Consider the following 16,793-nt stretch of genomic DNA (forward strand, 5'->3'; position numbering starts at 1 on the left):
GCCGGCAGGCACGGCCGTCATGCTCAAACTGCATCAACCGCAGGGGGCGGCCTTCCTACAATGCGTCATTCCCCCAACGGACCGCCCGCCGATGCGCACTGCCCTTTCCGTCCTGCTGCTCGCCTCGGCACTGAGCGCCTGCTCGCCCGCGCAGGCCCCGGTTGCTTCGGCCAATGCGGCCAGCGCCGCGCCGGCCACGGCCATCGCCTGGCGCCAGGGCGACGTGGACGATGCCTTCAATGAAGCAGCCGAGAGTGGCAAGCCGGTGCTGCTGTACTGGGGCGCGGTGTGGTGTCCGCCCTGCAACCAGCTGAAGGCCGGGCTGTTCAAGGATCCGGCCTTCATCGCCCTGACCGGAAAGTTCGTGCCGGTCTACCTGGACGGCGACGAGGAAGGCGCGCAGGCCTGGGGCGAGCGCTTCGGCGTGCGCGGCTATCCCACGCTGATCGTGCTGGACCCGCAGCGCAATGAGATTACCCGGGTGGCCGGCGGCAACGATGCGGCCGAACTGACCCGGGTGCTGACCGTGGCCGCCGGTCGCCGCAGCGCGGTGGCCGACACCCTGGCCACCGCCCTGGCCACGCCCGCCAAACTGGGCAGTGAGGACTGGCAGGTACTGGGCGACTACGGCTGGGAAGTGGACGCCAACAAGCTGGCCGGCACGCGCAGCAGTACCGATGTCTTGAGTGCACTGGCCTCCGCCGCGCCCGAGCCTGCGTTGCAGCGCCGCTTCGCGCTGCTGGCACTGGCTACGGCCGAGACGCCGCGCAGCGCCCCGACCGCCACCCGCGAACTGCTGGAGGCCGTGCTGGCACAGCCGGCCGAGGTGCGCCGCAATCGCGAGCTGCTGGGCTATGCCGGTGCCAAGCTGGTGAAACTGGCCAGCGCCGGCCCCGCCACCGAGCAGCGCCTGGGCCAGCAGCTGCTGGTCGCGCTGGAACGCGCCGACGCCGCCCAGGGCAACCGTGCCGACGACGCCCTGTCGCGTGCGCTGACCGAACTGGCATTGGCCCGCCAGCAACAACCCGAAGGCGCGCTGCCGCCCGCGCTTGTCGCGCAGGTGAAACAGCGCGTGGCCGCCGCCGATGCCGCCGCCAGCGATGCACACGCACGCCAGGCCACGATCAGCAGCGCGGTGTACGCCCTGCGCCAGATCGGCGATGACGCCGGTGCCGAAGCGCTGCTGCTGGCCGAGATCAAGCGCAGCGAGCAGCCCTACTACTACATGCCCGAACTGGCCGAACTGGCCGAGCAACGCGGCGACACCGCCGGTGCGCTGGAATGGCTGAAGCGTGCCTATGAAGGCGCACAGGGTCCGGCCACGCGCGTGCAATGGGGCGTGCTGTACGTGGAAGGCCTGCTGCGGCTGGCCCCGCAGGATGCACCCCGCATTGAACAGGCCACCGATGCGTTGATTGCCGAACTGCAGGGCCAGCCGTCGGGCTACCACCAGCGCACGCGGCAGCGTTTCGAGCGGCTGGCGGCGCAGTTGAAGACCTGGAGCGGCAAGCACCAGGGCGCGCAGACCCTGGCCCGCCTGCAGCAGCGCATGCAGCAGGTCTGCGGCGAGCAGAGCGACGGTGCGTGCCGGGATTGGTTGAGTTGAGCGGCGTGTCCACCAAGGTGGACACCTACCGACGGATTGACCGGTAGCGCCGGGCCATGCCCGGCGAACGTGCGGCGATCACGGCGTGTCCACCAAGGTGGGCACCTACCGACGGACAACGGGGCCGTTGTCAGGTCAGGTCGATCGCTCTGAACTGCAGCTCGCGGTAAAGCACCTTGATGCCTTCAGCAGACGCCTCGACCAGTCGCTTCTCGTCGTAGCTGGCCAGCGTCTCGACCCGATAGTCCGCGCTCAAGCGGTCCACCAGCTCGCGCAGGTCCGGCAGGGTGCAGGTCGTTGCCGTTTCAAAGTGCCCGAGGAGGCGATCGCCCCGGTACAGGTTCAGTCGGTACACCGTCATGCCCCGCTCCCCTCGCCATGGGAAGGCCAGTAATGGGAATCAGGCGTGGCGCGGGCGCCGAAAATGGCCTGGCCTACGCGCACAACCGTGGCGCCTTCTTCAATGGCGATCTCGTAATCGCCCGACATCCCCATGGACAACTCGTCCAGTGACACCCCCTCGATCGCCGCTTGCTGCAGGCGCTCTCTCAGCTGCCGCAGGCGGATGAAGCACAGGCGCACCTGTTCGGGTTGCGCCGAGAGCATGGCCAAGGTCATCAAGCCCCGCACGCGCAGCGAACGGTAGGGTGCCAACTGGCGCAGGAATCCCGGCACGCTGTCGATGTCCAGCCCGTACTTGCTGGCTTCACCTGACGTATTGACCTGCACGAAGACGTCCAGGCCACGCCCTTCGATCTGCAGCCTGCGGTCCAGCGCTTCGGCCAGTTTCAGGCTGTCCAGCGCCTGGAACTCATCGGCGAACCGGGCGACCACCTTGGCCTTGTTGGTCTGCAGATGGCCAATGATCGACCACTTCAGCGCCGGCAGATCCTGCGTCGCTTCCCATTTCGCCACGGCCTCCTGGACCTTGTTCTCGCCCAGCATCCGGCAGCCCCCCGCAAAGGCGCGGCGCACGGTGGCTTCCGGCTTGGTCTTGCTGACCGGCAGCAGCCTGACACTGGCCGGGTCGCGCCCAACGCGCAGGCAGGCCGCGTCGATCCTGGACTGCACCGTGGCCAGGTTCGCCACGATGTCCTGCACCGTGGTCGCCTCGGGCCACAGGCCGTGTAGGTCGTGCCGTGTGCCTGTCTGTGGGTTGCCGCCGGTAGTCATTCAATGCCTCACGTGGGGTGGTTGCCGCTTCGCGCCCTGCGCGACGGCATCCGTGTTATTGTCCTAGGCCAATAAGCTATCACGTCCCAGGACACTGTGGAAATCGTAGGCACCTCGGCTGCGGCCATCTTCGAAAGCGTTCGTGGCCTGGTCCAGGCCGGGCAGCTGCGGGCCGGGCAGGAGCTGCCGACGGTGCGGGATCTGGCGGCCTCGCTGGGCGTGAACCGCAATACGGTTTCCAGCGCCTACAAACGCCTGGTCAGCGCAGGGGTTGCGACCACACAGGGCCGCCTGGGCACGACCATTCGTGACCCGATGCGCCTGGGCGAAGCCGAGGGAACCGTTCCGGGATGCAGGTTGACTGACCTGGCCGGAGGCAACCCGAACCCGGAGTGGCTGCCGGACATCGTGCAGGTGCTTGGCCAACGGCCCCAGCCGCCTGCGCTGTACGGGGCGCCGGCGGTGCATCCGGAGCTGGAAGCGCTGGCCACCGCGTGGATGCAGGGCGACTGCCCGCCCGCGTTCCAGATGGACATCACCGGGGGCGCGGTAGACGCGGTGGAGCGGCTTCTCGCCTGCCATCTGGTGCCCGGCGACAAGGTGGTCGTTGAGAACCCCTGCTTTGTCAGCAGCGTGAACACCCTGCGCGTGGCGGGTCTGCAGCCTTCCCCTGTCGACATGGATGCCGAGGGCATGATCCCGGCGGCGCTGGAGGAAGCACTTGCCCGCGGGGCGCAGGCCGTGATCCTGACGCCCCGTGCGCAGAATCCCACGGGATGTTCGCTTGGTGCCACGCGCGCGGCCGAGATCCGGGCCGTACTGTCACGCCGTCCCAATGTCCTGGTGATCGTTGACGATCACTTTGCACTGCTCGCTACGAACGACTATTTCGATGTGATTCCTGCCGATGCGCGGCGCTGGGCGCTGGTCAGGTCCGTCTCGAAAGCGCTGGGCCCCGACCTGCGCCTGGCGCTCGTTGCCAGCGACGCGCAGACCTCCAGCCGACTGCGGCTTCGATTGGCTGCCGGCGCCCACTGGGTCAGCCATCTGCTGCAACAGGCGGTGATCGGCTGCCTTGGCTCGCCCACGGTCAACGCCCAGATTGCAGACGCGCGCGACGGCTATGCGGACAGACGCTCGCTGCTGGTCCAGCTTCTGCACGAACGCGGTATCACCACCGCTGCGTCCGGCGATGGGCTCAACGTCTGGATTCCCCTTGAAACCGACAGCCAGCCGCTGGTCATCGAACTGGCCAAGCACGGCTGGCTGACCCGGGGTGGCGAGTCGTTCGGGGTGCAGGCGCCGTCGCACGGCCTGCGTCTGACCATTTCCTCACTCGCGCCCGATGATGCGGTGCGCTTTGCCGATGACCTGACCGCTGCAATGCAACGTCTCGCGCTGTAGCGCGCCGTCCTCGCACCCACCCCACACGCCGCTCAACCCAGGACGCCACCGATGCAGGTTCACTTCGTCATCCATGAAGCCTTCGAGGCGCCCGGCGCGTATGCGCAATGGGCCGACAGCAGGGGCCACGGAACAAGCTTCACTCGACTGCATGCGGGCGATCAGCTGCCGCCCGATGCCAACGCCCACGACATGCTGATCGTCATGGGCGGCCCGCAATGCCCGGCGACGACCCTCGACGAATGCCCGCATTTCAACGCCGCAGCAGAGACGCACCTGATTGCAGCGTTTGCCGCGGCGGGCAAGCCGGTGGTGGGCGTCTGTCTGGGCGCGCAGTTGATCGGCGAAGCCCTGGGTGCGGCCTTCGAGCACAGCCCGGACAAGGAAATCGGCACGTTCCCGATCACCCTGACCGCCGCAGGGCGTGCCAACCCCACGTTCGCCCACTTCGGCGATACGCTCGACGTTGGCCATTGGCACAACGACATGCCCGGCCTGACCGCCGATGCCACGGTCATCGCCCAGAGCGAAGGCTGCCCACGGCAGATCGTGCAGTACGGCCCCTTGGTGTATGGCTTTCAATGCCACATGGAATTCAATCGCGAGGTGGTTGCATTGCTGATTGCCGCGTCCACGCAGGAGCTCGACGCCTTGCGTTCATCGCGCTTTGTCCAGCAGCCGGCCGAGCTGTTGGCGCAGGACTACGCGGCCATGAACGAGGTCCTCTTCACGTTCCTGGACAAGCTCGAAGCCGCGTTCGAAGGTAGCGCCGGGCCACGCCCGGCGAGCGCGGCGGATGCTTGACCTCAACCAACGTTGAGGTGCGATAACAGTGCTCCCCCGGCCAGACACCTGGCCACCCACGGAGACTGTTGCAATGCCGTACTCGCTTCCCGCCCTGCCCTACGCCTACGACGCGCTGGAACCGCACTTCGATGCGCTCACCATGGAAATCCACCATGGCAAGCACCACCAGACTTACATCAACAACCTCAACGCTGCCCTGGAACAGGCCGGGCTGCCAGCCACGCCGGTGGAAGACCTGATTGCCGACTTGGAGGCCCTGCCCGAAGCGCTGCGCCTGCCGGTCCGCAACAACGGCGGCGGCCATGCCAACCACAGCCTGTTCTGGTCGGTACTGAGCCCGGCCGGCGGCACCCCCGGCGCCGCAGTGGCCGCAGCGATCGAACGCGACCTGGGTGGTTTCGATGCCTTCAAGGACGCCTTCAGCAAGGCCGCGCAGACCCGCTTCGGCAGCGGCTGGGCCTGGCTGACCAGCGATCGCAGCGGGCGGCTGCAGATTGAAAGCAGCGCCAACCAGGACAACCCGCTGATGGGCGCGGCCGTGGGCCTGTCCGGCAACACGCCCATCCTGGCGCTGGATGTCTGGGAGCACGCCTACTACCTGCACTACCAGAACCGTCGCCCGGACTATATCGGTGCGTTCTTCCAGATCATCCACTGGGCCGAAGTGGAGCGTCGCTACACACAGGCGATGCACGCATGAGCGCCGAAGGCATGCCCTATGCCGGGCCGTGGGCGGGGGTCTACCCCGCCCCGGCCGCGCAGCCGTCGGTCGCGCTGGCACCGCGCGCCCTGCGGCGGCTGCTGGGCCACTACCCCACCGGCGTGGCGATCGCCACCACCCGCGACGCGCGCGGCAAGCTGCACGGCTTGACCATCAACTCGTTCGTGCCGGTTTCGCTGCAGCCGCCGCTGGTGTCGTGGACCCTGGCACTGCACGCGCACAGCCTGAAGGCCTTCCAGCGCGCACCGCAGTTTGCGATCAGCGTGCTGGGCGCGCACCAGGTGGCGCTGGCACGCCAGTTCGCCGACCCACTGGTGCGCGATCGCTTCGAAGGCGTGCCGCTGCTGGATGAGGACGACGGCCTGCCGCCGCGCATTGCCGGCGCGGTGGCACACCTGGTGTGCAGCCGCCATGCGCACTGGCCGGTGGGCGACCATCTGCTGCTGGTGGGTCGCGTGCTGCAGGCCAGCGACGCCGACCGGGCTCCGCTGCTGTTCCATCGCGGGCGCTTCCAGGCCGGATCGCTGCAGCCCGTGTTCGATGTCATCCCATGAACATGCAGGCCCTGGAGGCGCTGCTGGCGGCGGGCAAGGACAGCGCGCTGCTGCGCTTCGGCCTGGGCAAGGGCTGGCTGGACGCCGGTGACGCGCTGCGCGCGGCGATGCATCTGGGCCGCTGCGTGGCCCTGGACCCGCAGTACTCGGCCGCGTGGAAGCTGCTGGGCAAGGCATGGCTGGCCGGTGGCCAGCCGGGCGCTGCGCGCGCCGCCTGGGAACGTGGGCTGTGCGTGTCCGGCAGCAAGGGCGACCAGCAGGCGCAGCGGGAAATGCAGGTGTTCCTGCGCCGCCTGGACCGCGCCGGCGGCGCCGCCCAGGTGCAGGCGGGCTGAGCGATCAGCCCGCGTTGGCCGGTGCCGGGCTGGGCGACGACAGGATGTCGGCCAGCGGCAGGCGGCGCGGCTTGCTGGGGAAGGCATGGCGCAGGATGCGCCAGACCACCTGGCCGAACTGGCGCGGCAGCGAGCCGTTGTTGTAGTGCTGGCCGTAGCGGCGGCAGATGTCCTTCACTTCCTTGGCAATGGTCGCGTAGCGGTTGGCCGGCAGATCGGGATAGAAGTGATGTTCGATCTGGTGGCTCAGGTTGCCCGACAGCACGTTGATGATGAAACCACCGCTGATGTTGGACGAGCCGCGCAGCTGGCGCAGGTACCAGTGGCCGCGCGATTCATTGCGCAGGCATTCCTTGGGGAAGGTTTCCGATTCGGCGGTGAAATGGCCGCAGAAGATGATGACGTAGGTCCAGATGTTGCGCAGGCCGTTGGCCACCAGGTTGCCCAGCATCACCGGCAGGAAGAACGGGCCGGCCAGCAGCGGGAAGAACACGTAGTCCTTCAGCACCTGGCGCAGCATCTTGCGCGCCACCGGGCGGGTCTGCAGCCACATGGCGCGGCTGCTGATGCGGCCCTTGAACCAACGGCCCAGGCGCAGGTCCTGCGCGGCCACGCCCCACTGGAACAGCAGCGCGAAGATCGGCGCGATGATCGGCTGCAGCAGGTAGAACGGCTTCCAGCGCTGTTCGGGGAAGATGCGCAGCAGGCCGTAGCCGATGTCATCGTCCATGCCACGCACGTTGGTGTATGTGTGGTGGCGGAAATTGTGGGTCTTGCGCCAGTTGTCACCGGTGGCGACGATGTCCCATTCGTAGGTGTTGCCGTTGAGCTTGGGGTCGCCGGTCCAGTCGTACTGGCCGTGCATCACGTTGTGGCCCAGCTCCATGTTTTCCAGGATCTTGGCCAGCGCCAGCAGCAGCGTGCCGGCGATGCAGGCCGGCCACAGCAGCGGCGCCCAGAACAGCGGCGAGAACGCGCCCAGGAACAGCAGGCCACGACCGAGCACGCCGGACCAGCGCACGGCAGCGGCCACGCGGCGGATGTAGCGGGTGTCGGACGCACCCAGGCTGCCGATCACACGGTCGCGGATCGCGTCGAGTTCCCTGCCGAAGGCATCCATCTCCACGGGGCTCAGGGCACGGTCAGTAGCGCGGGTCATGGCAACGGTTCCTCAGAGATCCAAAGTCAGGTCGGTGGTTGGCGCACTCACGCAGATCCGTACCGGGGCGGCCGGGCCAGACTGGGTTTCGCCGGTGCGCAGGTGGCGGGTGCCGCCACTGACGCCTTCGCAGGTGCAGGTATTGCAGATGCCCATACGGCAGCCGTGCTTGGGCTTGATGCCCTGCGCTTCCAGGCTTTCCAGCAGCGAGCGGTTGCGCGGTACTTTCAGCTGGCGGCCGCTGCGGGCCAGGGTCAGGGCCACTTCGCCCTCGCTGTCGGCGCCGGTGATCGGCGCCGGCGGGGTGAAGGCCTCGGCCTGGAAGCCGGCCACCTGGTGGGCCAGGCGCGCACGCGCGGCGGCGACGAAACCGTCCGGGCCGCAGGCCAGCACATGGCGCTGGGCCAGCGGGGTGTCATCGCCGGGCACCATCAAGGTGTGGCGATCGATGCGCGCAGCCGGGGCATCGCCCTCGCGGGTGGTCAGCAGGTGCACGCGCAGGTTCGGGGTGGCCGCGGCAAGCGCCTGCAGTTCGTCACGGAACTGCTGGGTTGCCGCCGTGCGTTCCCAATAGAACAGATCCACCGGCGCGGCCAACGGGCGCTGGCAGGCCTCGCGTAACAAGCTGCGCATGGGGGTGATGCCGCTGCCGGCGGCCAGCAACAGCACCGGCGCTGCGGCGGGCATGTGGAAATCACCGAAGGCGGCATCCAGCCGGAACAGATCGCCCGGGCGCGCATGCTGCAGCAGGTGCTGGCTGACCTGCCCGCCTTCCACGCCCTTGACGGTAATGGCCAGTTCGCGGCGCCCGATCATCGTCGGGCTGTAGCTGCGGCGCAGGATGCGCCCACCCAGTTCCACGCCCAGGGTGATGTGCTGGCCGGCACGCATGCCCTTCCAGTGCCGGTTGCAGCGCAGGATCAGGGTGGTGGCGCCCTCCCCGGCCGGTTCACGCCGCACCAGGCGGGCCAGGGGCTCGCGCAGGGTCCACAGCGGATTGAGCTGGCCGGCCCAGAAATCGAACAGCGACGGCGACAGCCAGCGGTACGGAGAGAACAGGGACGGACGGATGACAGCGCTCATGGGGCCACTATACGGGCGCACATACACCTGTGTATACATGTGTATATTGAACCGGATTGGGTATGATTCAGCCTTGTCCCCCCGGAAGTCCCATGGCCGCTGCCACCGCCCTGACGCCGCCCGAAGATGCCAACAGCCCGGCCCGCCGTACGGTGAGCCGCGAGGACCTGTTGGCCGCCGCGCTGAAACTGATTGGCCCGCACCGCAGCCTGTCAACGCTCAGCCTGCGCGAAGTGGCACGCGAAGCCGGCATTGCGCCCAACAGCTTCTACCGCCAGTTCCGCGACATGGACGAACTGGCCGTGGCGCTGATCGATGTGGCCGGGCGCTCGCTGCGCACCATCATTGGTGAGGCCCGCCAGCGCGCCACCTCCAGCGCGACCAGCGTGGTACGGGTGTCGGTGGAAACTTTCATGGAACAGCTGCGCGCCGACGACAAGCTGCTGCACGTGCTGCTGCGCGAGGGCGCGGTGGGGTCGGACGACTTCAAGCACGCGGTGGAACGCGAGCTGCACTACTTCGAAGAAGAGCTGCAGCACGACCTGGTGCGCCTGGCCGCGCTGGATGGCGCCAAGCTGTACAAGCCGGAGCTGGTGGCCACCGCCATCACCCGGCTGGTGTTCGCCATGGGCGCTACCGCCATGGACCTGCCGCCGGAAAAAGACCCGGAACTGATCGAACAGATTTCCACGATGATCCGCATGATCATCGTCGGCGCCCGCAGCCCGGCCGCGTTCCGCCGCGGCCGGTAAGTGCCGGGGTCGGCCTGCGGCCAGTAGGTCCACGCCATGCGTGGATCTACTGTGTCGACCAAGGTCGACACCCACCAAAGCAGAACACCCTTCCAACAGTTCGCGGGAAACTGTCGAAGGCGGGGTGGGTCCGGTTGAGGGGGCGTGAGCGCCATGGATGGCGCGACCGAGGCTACATGGACGTATTTACGCCGCCCCCCCTCAACCGGACCCACCCCGCCATCCAACGGATAGCCGGCTTTTGCCGTTGCCGTTGATCTGCAGCGGGTGCAGGGCTGCAAGCCCTGCGCACAAACCTCAGCCCTCGGCCTTGCGCACGAAGGCTTCGAACAACGCCAGGGTCTGTTCGCTCACATGGTGCTCGATGCCCTCGGCATCACGGCGGGCGGTATCCGGATCTACACCCAGCGCCAGCAGGAAGCGCTCCACGGTCTGGTGGCGCTGGCGACTGGCATGGGCCAGCGCCTCGCCCTCCGGGGTCAGGAACACGCCACGGTAAGGCCGCTGTACCACCCAGCCATCACGCGCCAACCGGCGCAGCATCTTGGCCACGGTGGGCTGGGCCACGCCCAGTCGGGTGGCGATATCGACCTGGCGGGCTTCACCGCCATCGGCCAGCAGGTCGGAAATCAATTCGACATAGTCTTCCACCAGTTCCATACGGTGTGCCTCGCGCACCTGGCGGAAGCTCTCGACCTGGCGCTCGGCCTCGATCAAGGGGGTGGCTTTTGCCGTTGTCGGATCGTCCTTCCTGCGCACGCGTCTGCCCGCCCTTCCAGTCATGCCTGTATTCAAAGCTGAATTCTGGACCAGTGACACGGCAAAGACGATTGTTTCACATTGCTAATCGGTATAGCAGTGGCTATATTGCACCCATGAGCACTGTCGCGCAAACCGACTCCCCGGCCGCCCCTGCGGCCAGTCTGGGCGCGCTCAACGCGTCGGTGGCCGTACCCGACAAGGGCCATTGGTGGTTCCGCCTGCTGGCGTTCATCGGCCCGGGCTACATGGTGTCGGTTGGTTACATGGACCCGGGCAACTGGGCCACCGACCTGGCCGGCGGCTCGCGCTTCGGCTATCTGCTGCTGTCGGTCATCCTGATATCGAACCTGATGGCGGTGATCCTGCAGGCGCTGTCGGCGCGGCTGGGCATCGCCACCGGCATGGACCTGGCCCAGGCCTGCCGTGCGCGCTACCCCAAGCCGGTGAACCTGGCGCTGTGGGCGCTGTGCGAAGCGGCGATCATCGCCTGCGACCTGGCCGAGGTGATCGGCACGGCCATCGCCCTGAAGCTGCTGTTCGATCTGCCGCTGCTGTGGGGTGCGGTGATCACCGCGCTGGACACGCTGCTGGTGCTGCTGCTGATGAATCGTGGCTTCCGCGCCCTGGAAGCCTTCGTGATCGCCCTGCTGATGATCATCTTCGGCTGCTTCCTGGTGCAGATCGCGCTGGCCGCGCCCCCGGTGATGGAAGTGCTGGGCGGCTTCATTCCGCGCGCGCAGGTGGTGACCGATCCGCACGCGCTGTACATCGCCATCGGCATCATCGGCGCCACGGTGATGCCGCACAACCTGTACCTGCATTCGTCGATCGTGCAGACCCGCGCCTACCCGCGCACCGATGAAGGTCGCCGCAGTGCGCTGCGCTGGGCGGTGACCGACAGCACCATCGCGCTGACCCTGGCGCTGTTCATCAACGCCAGCATCCTGATCCTGGCCGCGGCGGTGTTCCATGCCAACGGCCGCCTGGATGTGGAAGACATCGAGCAGGCACATCAACTGTTGGCACCGATGCTGGGCGTGGGCCTGGCATCGACCCTGTTTGCGGTGGCCCTGCTCGCTTCGGGCCTGAATTCCACGGTGACCGCCACCCTGGCCGGGCAGATCGTGATGGAAGGCTTCCTGCGCCTTCGCCTGCCGCCCTGGCTGCGGCGGCTGATCACCCGCCTGCTGGCGATCATTCCGGTGGTGGTGGTGATCGTGCTGTTTGGCGACCAGGGCGCGGTGAAGCTGCTGGTGCTGAGCCAGGTGGTGCTGTCGATGCAGCTGCCGTTCGCGATCATCCCGCTGGTGCGGCTGGTGACCGACAAGGCCACGATGGGCGCCCTGGTGGCACCGCGCTGGCTGGGCGGCACCGCGTGGGTGATCGCACTGCTGATCGTGGGCTTGAATGTGAAGCTGCTGCTGGACACCTTCGCCGGCGGCTGAGCCCGGTAGATCCACGCCATGCGTGGATGCCCCTGTAGAGTCGAGCCATGTTCGACTGATCGGCCATCGCGCGAAGGGCAGTCGAGCACGGCTCGAATCTACAAAAGCGGGTGCGCAAAGCGCGGATCCGACCCCGGCAGATCCACGCCATGCGTGGATGCTCTTGTAGAGTCGAGCCATGCTCGACTGATCGGCCATCGCGCGAAGGCGCAGTCGAGCACGGCTCGACTCTACAAAAGCGGGTGCGCGAAGCGCGGATCCGACCCCGGCAGATCCACGCCATGCGTGGATGCTCTTGTAGAGTCGAGCCATGCTCGACTCATCGTTCATCGTGCATCGCGCGCGGAGCAGTCGAGCACGGCTCGACTCTACAAAAGCGACCCCGGCCGATTGGGGTTACAGATGCTGTGCGATCGCGGCTTCAATCTGCTGGGGTGACTGGAAACCGGGCAGCCGTGCCTGCTCGTCACCATCACGGAACAGCGACAACGTGGGCGTCTGCCGCAGGCCCAACTGGCGGAAGAAGGATTCACCGACCGCTTCCAGCTGCACCCGCAGCAGGGTGGTGCCCTGCCCGGCCGCGCTGGTGGCCACCCGATGCAGCGACATGTCCAGCATGCGGCAGCCGGGGCAGTCGTCCTTGTGGAAATCCACCAGCACCCGTGGGTGCTCGGCCAGCAGCTGCTGGAACTGTTCAGGCGTGGTGGCGTTGATGATCTGCATCGGCGGTACTCCAATAATGCGCCAGGACCGCGGCGGTCCACTCGGCGATGGCAGCGGCATGGCGCTCACCATGCGGCATCTGTTCAATCCGCAGCGGCGGATAAGTGCTGTTGAAATAGCGGATCAAGCGCTGCACGGCGCCGCAGTAGTACTCCTGCCCCCACTGCGTTTCACCGGTGCCGAACACCGCCATCTGCGCCGGCCGCTGCCCGCGCTCAGCGGTGGCGGCAATCCAGGCCTTCATTTCCGACGGCGTGCGCCCGGCGTTGTCGGTCCAGCTGCCCAGCAGCACCAGATCGGCCTGGTCTGCGGCCAGTGCTTCCGACGGATCTGCGGCATCGGCCTCCTGCCAGTACACGGCGTGCCCCGCCGCGCGGCAGTGGCCGGCGATCATCCGCCCCAGTTCGCGCGTGTTGCCACTGAGCGAAGCCACCACGATCAGGATGCGCAGCGCGCCGCGCGGCTCACAGATCGTCGAAGCCGTTGTCGACGTTGGTCTTCTTGTAGCTTGCATTGCGCATCTCGAAGAAGTCGGTCTTGGTTTCGGTGAAGTTGTCGGCGTAGGCCTTGATCCAGGGCATCACGTTGTCGGTGGTATCGCTGTACAGGCGCTCGATGCCCAGCATGCCGGCCATCTTGTTGGCCCGGTACTTCACGTAGCGGACCATCTCGTCAACGTCGATGCCATCAATGCCGTCGAGCACTTCACTGGACCACTGGGTTTCCAGCTCGATGGCGTGCTGGAACGCCCCATGCACGTAGTCGCTCAGCTGCTGGGTCTGCAGTTCCGGGTTTTCACCGATGATGGCGCGGATCAGTTCGCTGATGAACTTGGTATGGGCCAGTTCGTCGCGGTTGATGAAGCTGATGATCTTGCCGGTGCCGGTCATCCGGTTCTGCCGCACCATGTTGTAGAAGTACGCGAACCCGGAATAGAAGTTGATGCCTTCCAGGATGGATGACTGGATGAGCGATTTGAGCAGGGTCTCGGCGGTTTTCTCGCGCATGAAATCGTCATAGGCGCCCATGATCGGCGCGTTGCGCTTGATGATGGTCGGATGGGTACGGGCGATTTCGAAGATGCGGTTCTGGTTGGGCAGGTCGGTGATCGAGGCCAGCACGTAGCTGTAGCTCTCGTTGTGGATCACTTCCTGCTGGCCGATGATCGCCGCATTGGCATGCGCGGCCGGGTCGGTGATGTACTCGGCCACGTTGTAGATGAAGCGCGTCTGCGGTGAATCCAGCGTGGCCAGCAGGCCGATGATCGAGTCGTAGGCGTTCTTTTCGCGGCCGGACAGTTCGCCGTACTGGCGTGCGTCCAGCTTCATGTCCACCTCATCGGGAATCCAGAAGTTGGTGGAGAGCTCCTTGTAGGCGCGATAGAACGAGGGGTAAGGAATGTCGTTCCAGTTCAGGATGCCGCTGGTGCGCCCGTTGATGATGCCGGTGCTGCGGTTGGGGTGGCGGGGTTCCAGGATCTTGATGCGGTCGAGCGGAGTTGCCATGGTCGTTCCTGCAAAGGTAACGCCGGGCCACGCCCGGCGGAATGTGTGGTGGTCGCGCGATGCGCTCACCGATCAGCTGGAGCACCACTCGCATTCGCTCACGTCGATGTCGTTGGAGCGCACGTAGTAGGTGGTCTTCAGGCCCAGGCGCCACGCGCTCAGGTGCAGTTCCAGCAGGGTGCTGGCGCGGATGCTGCTGGGCACGTACAGGTTGAAGCTGATGGCCTGGTCCACATGGCGCTGGCGGCGCGCGTTCTGCCGCACGCTGGCGAACTGGTCGACCTTGTAGGCGCCCTTTTCGTAGTACGGCCAGGTCTCCAATGACAGCCCCGGCGCGGCAACCGGACGGCGGAAGTCCTTCTTTTCCTCGTAGTAGAACGCGCTGTAGATCGGGTCGATCGAGGCGGTGGAGCCGGCAATCTGCGCGGTACTCATGTTCGGTGCCACCGCCAGCAGCCAGCCATTGCGCAGGCCCTGCGTGGCCACGGTCTGCGCCAGCGCGTCCCAGCCTTCGCCGGCGTATTGGCGATCACGGAAGTAGCGCCCGGTCTGCCAGTCACTGCCGGCGAACATCGGGTAGCTGCCCTTTTCCTGGGCCAGCGCAGCGCTGGCCTGGATGGTGAGGAAGTTGATGCGCTCGAACAGGCTGTCCGACAGCGCTTCGGCCTGCGGCGATTCCCAGTGCACGCCCTGCTGCGCCAGCAGGTGGTGCCAGCCGAAGGTGCCCAGGCCGATGGCGCGGTACTTGCGGTTGGTGATGGTGGCCTGCGGCACCGGCAGTGCGTTCAGGTCGATCACGTTGTCCAGCATGCGCACCTGGATGGGAATCAGCCGCTCCAGCACATCGCTGGCCAACAGATCGTCCGGCGCAGTGATCGCCCGGCCCAGGTTGATGGACGACAGGTTGCAGACCACGAAATCCCCTGCCCTGCGCGTGGTCACGATCTGGTCACCGCTGACGATCTCCTGGATCATCCGGGTGGGGCTCATGTTCTGCAGGATCTCGGTGCACAGGTTGCTGGAATAGACCATGCCCGCATGCTTGTTCGGGTTCTTCCGGTTCACTTCATCGCGGTAGAACAGGAACGAATTGCCGGTCTCCAGCTGGCTGAGCATGATGCGCTTGAACAGATCAATGGCCTTGACCGTGCGCCGACTGATGCGTTCGTCGGCCACCAGTTCGGCGTAGCGGTCGCGGAAACTGCCCTGCCCGCGCTGCTCGTCGTAGAAGTCCTGCAGGTACCAGCCCTTGGCCTGCTTCACTTCGTGCGGGTCGAACAGGTACCAGTCGGCGCGGCGCTCCACCGCTTCCATGAACAGATCCGGCACGCACACGGCGGTGAACACGTCGTGCGCGCGCAGGCGCTGGTCGCCATTGTTCAGGCGCAAGTCCAGGAACGCTTCGATGTCGCGGTGCCAGATATCCAGGTAGACCGCCACCGCGCCCTTGCGCTGGCCAAGCTGGTCCACCGACACGGCCGTATTGTTGAGCTGCTTGATCCACGGCACCACGCCGCCCGACGAATTGGGCACGCCACGGATCGGCGCGCCGCTGCTGCGCACGTAGCCCAGGTACGCACCCACACCGCCGCCGTGCTTGGAAACACGGGCGATATCGGTGTTGGAGTCATAGATGCCCTGCAGGCTGTCGTCCACCGTATCGATGAAGCAGCTGGAGAGCTGGCCACCGACCTTGCCGGCGTTGGCCAGGGTGGGCGTGGCCACGGTCATGTACAGGTTCGACAGCGCCCAGTAGGCCTCGCCCACCAGCTGCATGCGCCGTTCGCGTGGCTTTTCGTCCTGCATCAGGTACAGGGCGATGGTCAGCCAGCGCTCCTGCGGCAGCTCGTAGACCTCGCGCGTGCGATCGGTGGCCAGGTAGCGCGTGGCCAGCAGATACAGGCCGTTGTAAGCGAACAGGCGGTCGCGATCGGGATCGATCATCTGCCCGGCCTGCTGCAGTTCTTCCTTCGAATAGCAGCGCAGCACATCGTTGCTGTACACGCCGCGGTCGGCCAGGCTCTCCTGCAGGCCGACGAACGAACCGTACTTCAGCGCTACATCGTAGAAGCGGTTGCGGCTGGCGCGCTTGTACAGGCGGCGCAGGTACAGGCGGGCGGCGAACTGCTCCCATTCCGGTGCGGTCAGGTCCACGCGCGATTCGGCTTCGCGGATCAGCAGGTCGACCAGATCGTCTGCGCTGATGCTGGGCTTGCGCTCGACCATGGCCTGGACCACGCGCCGGTAATCGGCCACATCCAGCTGCGGGAACTCGGCGTGGATGCTGTCGATGCTGCGCTGCAGGCGCTCGGCGTCGAACGGCAGGCGACGGTTACCGGCTTCCTTGCTGATCCAGGTCGGCACCTGTTCGCCGCCGGCAGACAAGGCTTCGCCGGCGCCGGCCAGATCGGCCGTGCGATAGGGGGTGTCGTTCATGGTGGTGCGTCTCCAGGCCTGCACGCGGACAACATGCAGCGCCGTGGCGGCCCAGAGCGCGATACCGGCGCACGGGGCTGTCGGTTGGGGATGCCCATGCGCGGGAACACCAGATCGTCGGCATGCGCCTGCGGCCGGTATCCGGACCGTGGGGGCGACCTGGGTCCGCACGAAGGCGGCCGCGTCGACACGGCAAGCCATCAGGGGCGGGCCGCGGGACGTTTGTTGCATCGTCCGGCGGCGGCGGCTGACCGGGAGTGACGGCCACAACATAGTGGGGATACAGCGGATCGTCAACACAAGATGCGGTAATCACACCGTGTCGCGA

The 16,793-nt window shown here is 66.7% G+C and carries 17 protein-coding genes; 8 read left to right on the forward strand and 9 right to left on the reverse strand.

The window, feature by feature from the left end:
• Nucleotides 1–91 precede the first annotated feature (91 nt).
• A complete protein-coding gene (locus C1933_RS10945) occupies nt 92–1,606 on the forward strand; it encodes a thioredoxin family protein (RefSeq protein ID WP_234414508.1) in 1,515 nt (504 codons plus the stop codon).
• A 130-nt stretch (nt 1,607–1,736) separates the two neighbouring features.
• Here the strand turns inward: C1933_RS10945 and C1933_RS10950 are convergent, their stop codons facing one another.
• Together C1933_RS10950 and C1933_RS10955 are read right to left on the reverse strand one after the other, a co-directional pair.
• Entirely contained in the window at nt 1,737–1,967 is a 231-nt protein-coding gene (locus C1933_RS10950; RefSeq protein WP_108749805.1) for a cytoplasmic protein, read from the reverse strand.
• Nucleotides 1,964–2,779, reverse strand: a complete 816-nt coding sequence (locus tag C1933_RS10955; RefSeq protein WP_108753282.1) for a YggS family pyridoxal phosphate-dependent enzyme — start codon at nt 2,777–2,779, stop codon at nt 1,964–1,966. Before C1933_RS10955 ends, C1933_RS10950 begins: the two co-directional genes overlap by 4 nt.
• A 96-nt stretch (nt 2,780–2,875) precedes the next feature.
• On the opposite strand from C1933_RS10955, the gene ptsJ reads away from it, so the two are divergent.
• From ptsJ to C1933_RS10980, 5 genes are all read left to right on the forward strand, one after another.
• Nucleotides 2,876–4,183, forward strand: coding sequence for a transcriptional regulator PtsJ (gene ptsJ, locus C1933_RS10960; protein WP_108753283.1), 1,308 nt, complete (start codon nt 2,876–2,878; stop codon nt 4,181–4,183).
• A 51-nt stretch (nt 4,184–4,234) separates the two neighbouring features.
• Complete coding sequence (locus C1933_RS10965; RefSeq protein ID WP_108753284.1) at nt 4,235–4,987, forward strand: type 1 glutamine amidotransferase; 753 nt, start codon at nt 4,235–4,237, stop codon at nt 4,985–4,987.
• Nucleotides 4,988–5,060: 73 nt separating this feature from the next.
• Entirely contained in the window at nt 5,061–5,690 is a 630-nt protein-coding gene (locus tag C1933_RS10970) for a superoxide dismutase (protein ID WP_108753285.1), read from the forward strand.
• On the forward strand, nt 5,687–6,265 hold the full coding sequence (locus C1933_RS10975; protein ID WP_108753286.1) for a flavin reductase family protein: 579 nt from the start codon (nt 5,687–5,689) through the stop codon (nt 6,263–6,265). The genes C1933_RS10970 and C1933_RS10975 overlap by 4 nt, the downstream gene beginning before the upstream one ends.
• Nucleotides 6,262–6,600: a hypothetical protein gene (locus C1933_RS10980; protein WP_108753287.1), complete on the forward strand. Its 339-nt coding sequence runs from the start codon at nt 6,262–6,264 to the stop codon at nt 6,598–6,600. Before C1933_RS10975 ends, C1933_RS10980 begins: the two co-directional genes overlap by 4 nt.
• Nucleotides 6,601–6,604: 4 nt before the next feature.
• Here C1933_RS10980 and C1933_RS10985 read toward each other — a convergent pair whose 3' ends face one another.
• Complete coding sequence (locus C1933_RS10985) at nt 6,605–7,759, reverse strand: acyl-CoA desaturase (protein ID WP_108753288.1); 1,155 nt, start codon at nt 7,757–7,759, stop codon at nt 6,605–6,607.
• A gap of 12 nt (nt 7,760–7,771) precedes the next feature.
• The gene (locus C1933_RS10990) at nt 7,772–8,842 is read right to left on the reverse strand and encodes a ferredoxin reductase (protein WP_234414509.1); all 1,071 of its coding nucleotides are present in this window, start codon (nt 8,840–8,842) and stop codon (nt 7,772–7,774) included.
• Nucleotides 8,843–8,934: 92 nt separating this feature from the next.
• Between C1933_RS10990 and fabR the strand changes: the two genes are divergently transcribed.
• Nucleotides 8,935–9,594 carry an HTH-type transcriptional repressor FabR gene (fabR, locus tag C1933_RS10995; protein WP_108753290.1) on the forward strand — a complete coding sequence of 220 codons (660 nt, stop codon included), beginning with the start codon at nt 8,935–8,937 and terminating at the stop codon, nt 9,592–9,594.
• Nucleotides 9,595–9,891: 297 nt separating this feature from the next.
• On the opposite strand, the gene mntR is transcribed toward fabR, so the two are convergent.
• Complete coding sequence (gene mntR, locus C1933_RS11000; RefSeq protein WP_108749814.1) at nt 9,892–10,353, reverse strand: manganese-binding transcriptional regulator MntR; 462 nt, start codon at nt 10,351–10,353, stop codon at nt 9,892–9,894.
• Between the two features lie 116 nt (nt 10,354–10,469).
• Between mntR and C1933_RS11005 the strand changes: the two genes are divergently transcribed.
• Nucleotides 10,470–11,801: an Nramp family divalent metal transporter gene (locus C1933_RS11005; protein WP_108753291.1), complete on the forward strand. Its 1,332-nt coding sequence runs from the start codon at nt 10,470–10,472 to the stop codon at nt 11,799–11,801.
• A gap of 396 nt (nt 11,802–12,197) precedes the next feature.
• On the opposite strand, the gene C1933_RS11010 is transcribed toward C1933_RS11005, so the two are convergent.
• From C1933_RS11010 to C1933_RS11025, 4 genes are all read right to left on the reverse strand, one after another.
• Nucleotides 12,198–12,524, reverse strand: coding sequence for a thioredoxin family protein (locus tag C1933_RS11010; protein WP_108753292.1), 327 nt, complete (start codon nt 12,522–12,524; stop codon nt 12,198–12,200).
• Nucleotides 12,496–12,963 (reverse strand): flavodoxin, encoded by a 468-nt coding sequence (locus C1933_RS11015; protein WP_325051511.1) that lies wholly within the window; start codon nt 12,961–12,963, stop codon nt 12,496–12,498. The genes C1933_RS11010 and C1933_RS11015 overlap by 29 nt, the downstream gene beginning before the upstream one ends.
• Nucleotides 12,964–12,988: 25 nt before the next feature.
• Entirely contained in the window at nt 12,989–14,029 is a 1,041-nt protein-coding gene (locus C1933_RS11020; protein ID WP_108749818.1) for a ribonucleotide-diphosphate reductase subunit beta, read from the reverse strand.
• Between the two features lie 72 nt (nt 14,030–14,101).
• On the reverse strand, nt 14,102–16,465 hold the full coding sequence (locus C1933_RS11025; protein ID WP_108753294.1) for a ribonucleoside-diphosphate reductase subunit alpha: 2,364 nt from the start codon (nt 16,463–16,465) through the stop codon (nt 14,102–14,104).
• Between the last annotated feature and the right edge of the window lie 328 nt (nt 16,466–16,793).

Source organism: Stenotrophomonas sp. ZAC14D2_NAIMI4_6 (assembly GCF_003086875.1).
GTDB lineage: Bacteria > Pseudomonadota > Gammaproteobacteria > Xanthomonadales > Xanthomonadaceae > Stenotrophomonas.

What these genes read in the sequence shown, in the direction of transcription:
- C1933_RS10980 (WP_108753287.1), top strand. Translation starts at nt 6,262, where the DNA reads ATGAACATGCAGGCCCTGGAGGCGCTGCTGGCGGCGGGCAAGGACAGC.
- C1933_RS11020 (WP_108749818.1), bottom strand. Translation starts at nt 14,029, where the DNA reads ATGGCAACTCCGCTCGACCGCATCAAGATCCTGGAACCCCGCCACCCC.
- fabR (WP_108753290.1), top strand. Translation starts at nt 8,935, where the DNA reads ATGGCCGCTGCCACCGCCCTGACGCCGCCCGAAGATGCCAACAGCCCG.
- C1933_RS10985 (WP_108753288.1), bottom strand. Translation starts at nt 7,759, where the DNA reads ATGACCCGCGCTACTGACCGTGCCCTGAGCCCCGTGGAGATGGATGCC.
- C1933_RS10945 (WP_234414508.1), top strand. Translation starts at nt 92, where the DNA reads ATGCGCACTGCCCTTTCCGTCCTGCTGCTCGCCTCGGCACTGAGCGCC.
- C1933_RS11010 (WP_108753292.1), bottom strand. Translation starts at nt 12,524, where the DNA reads ATGCAGATCATCAACGCCACCACGCCTGAACAGTTCCAGCAGCTGCTG.
- C1933_RS10970 (WP_108753285.1), top strand. Translation starts at nt 5,061, where the DNA reads ATGCCGTACTCGCTTCCCGCCCTGCCCTACGCCTACGACGCGCTGGAA.
- C1933_RS10950 (WP_108749805.1), bottom strand. Translation starts at nt 1,967, where the DNA reads ATGACGGTGTACCGACTGAACCTGTACCGGGGCGATCGCCTCCTCGGG.
- C1933_RS11005 (WP_108753291.1), top strand. Translation starts at nt 10,470, where the DNA reads ATGAGCACTGTCGCGCAAACCGACTCCCCGGCCGCCCCTGCGGCCAGT.
- C1933_RS10965 (WP_108753284.1), top strand. Translation starts at nt 4,235, where the DNA reads ATGCAGGTTCACTTCGTCATCCATGAAGCCTTCGAGGCGCCCGGCGCG.
- C1933_RS11025 (WP_108753294.1), bottom strand. Translation starts at nt 16,465, where the DNA reads ATGAACGACACCCCCTATCGCACGGCCGATCTGGCCGGCGCCGGCGAA.
- C1933_RS10990 (WP_234414509.1), bottom strand. Translation starts at nt 8,842, where the DNA reads ATGAGCGCTGTCATCCGTCCGTCCCTGTTCTCTCCGTACCGCTGGCTG.
- C1933_RS10955 (WP_108753282.1), bottom strand. Translation starts at nt 2,779, where the DNA reads ATGACTACCGGCGGCAACCCACAGACAGGCACACGGCACGACCTACAC.
- C1933_RS10975 (WP_108753286.1), top strand. Translation starts at nt 5,687, where the DNA reads ATGAGCGCCGAAGGCATGCCCTATGCCGGGCCGTGGGCGGGGGTCTAC.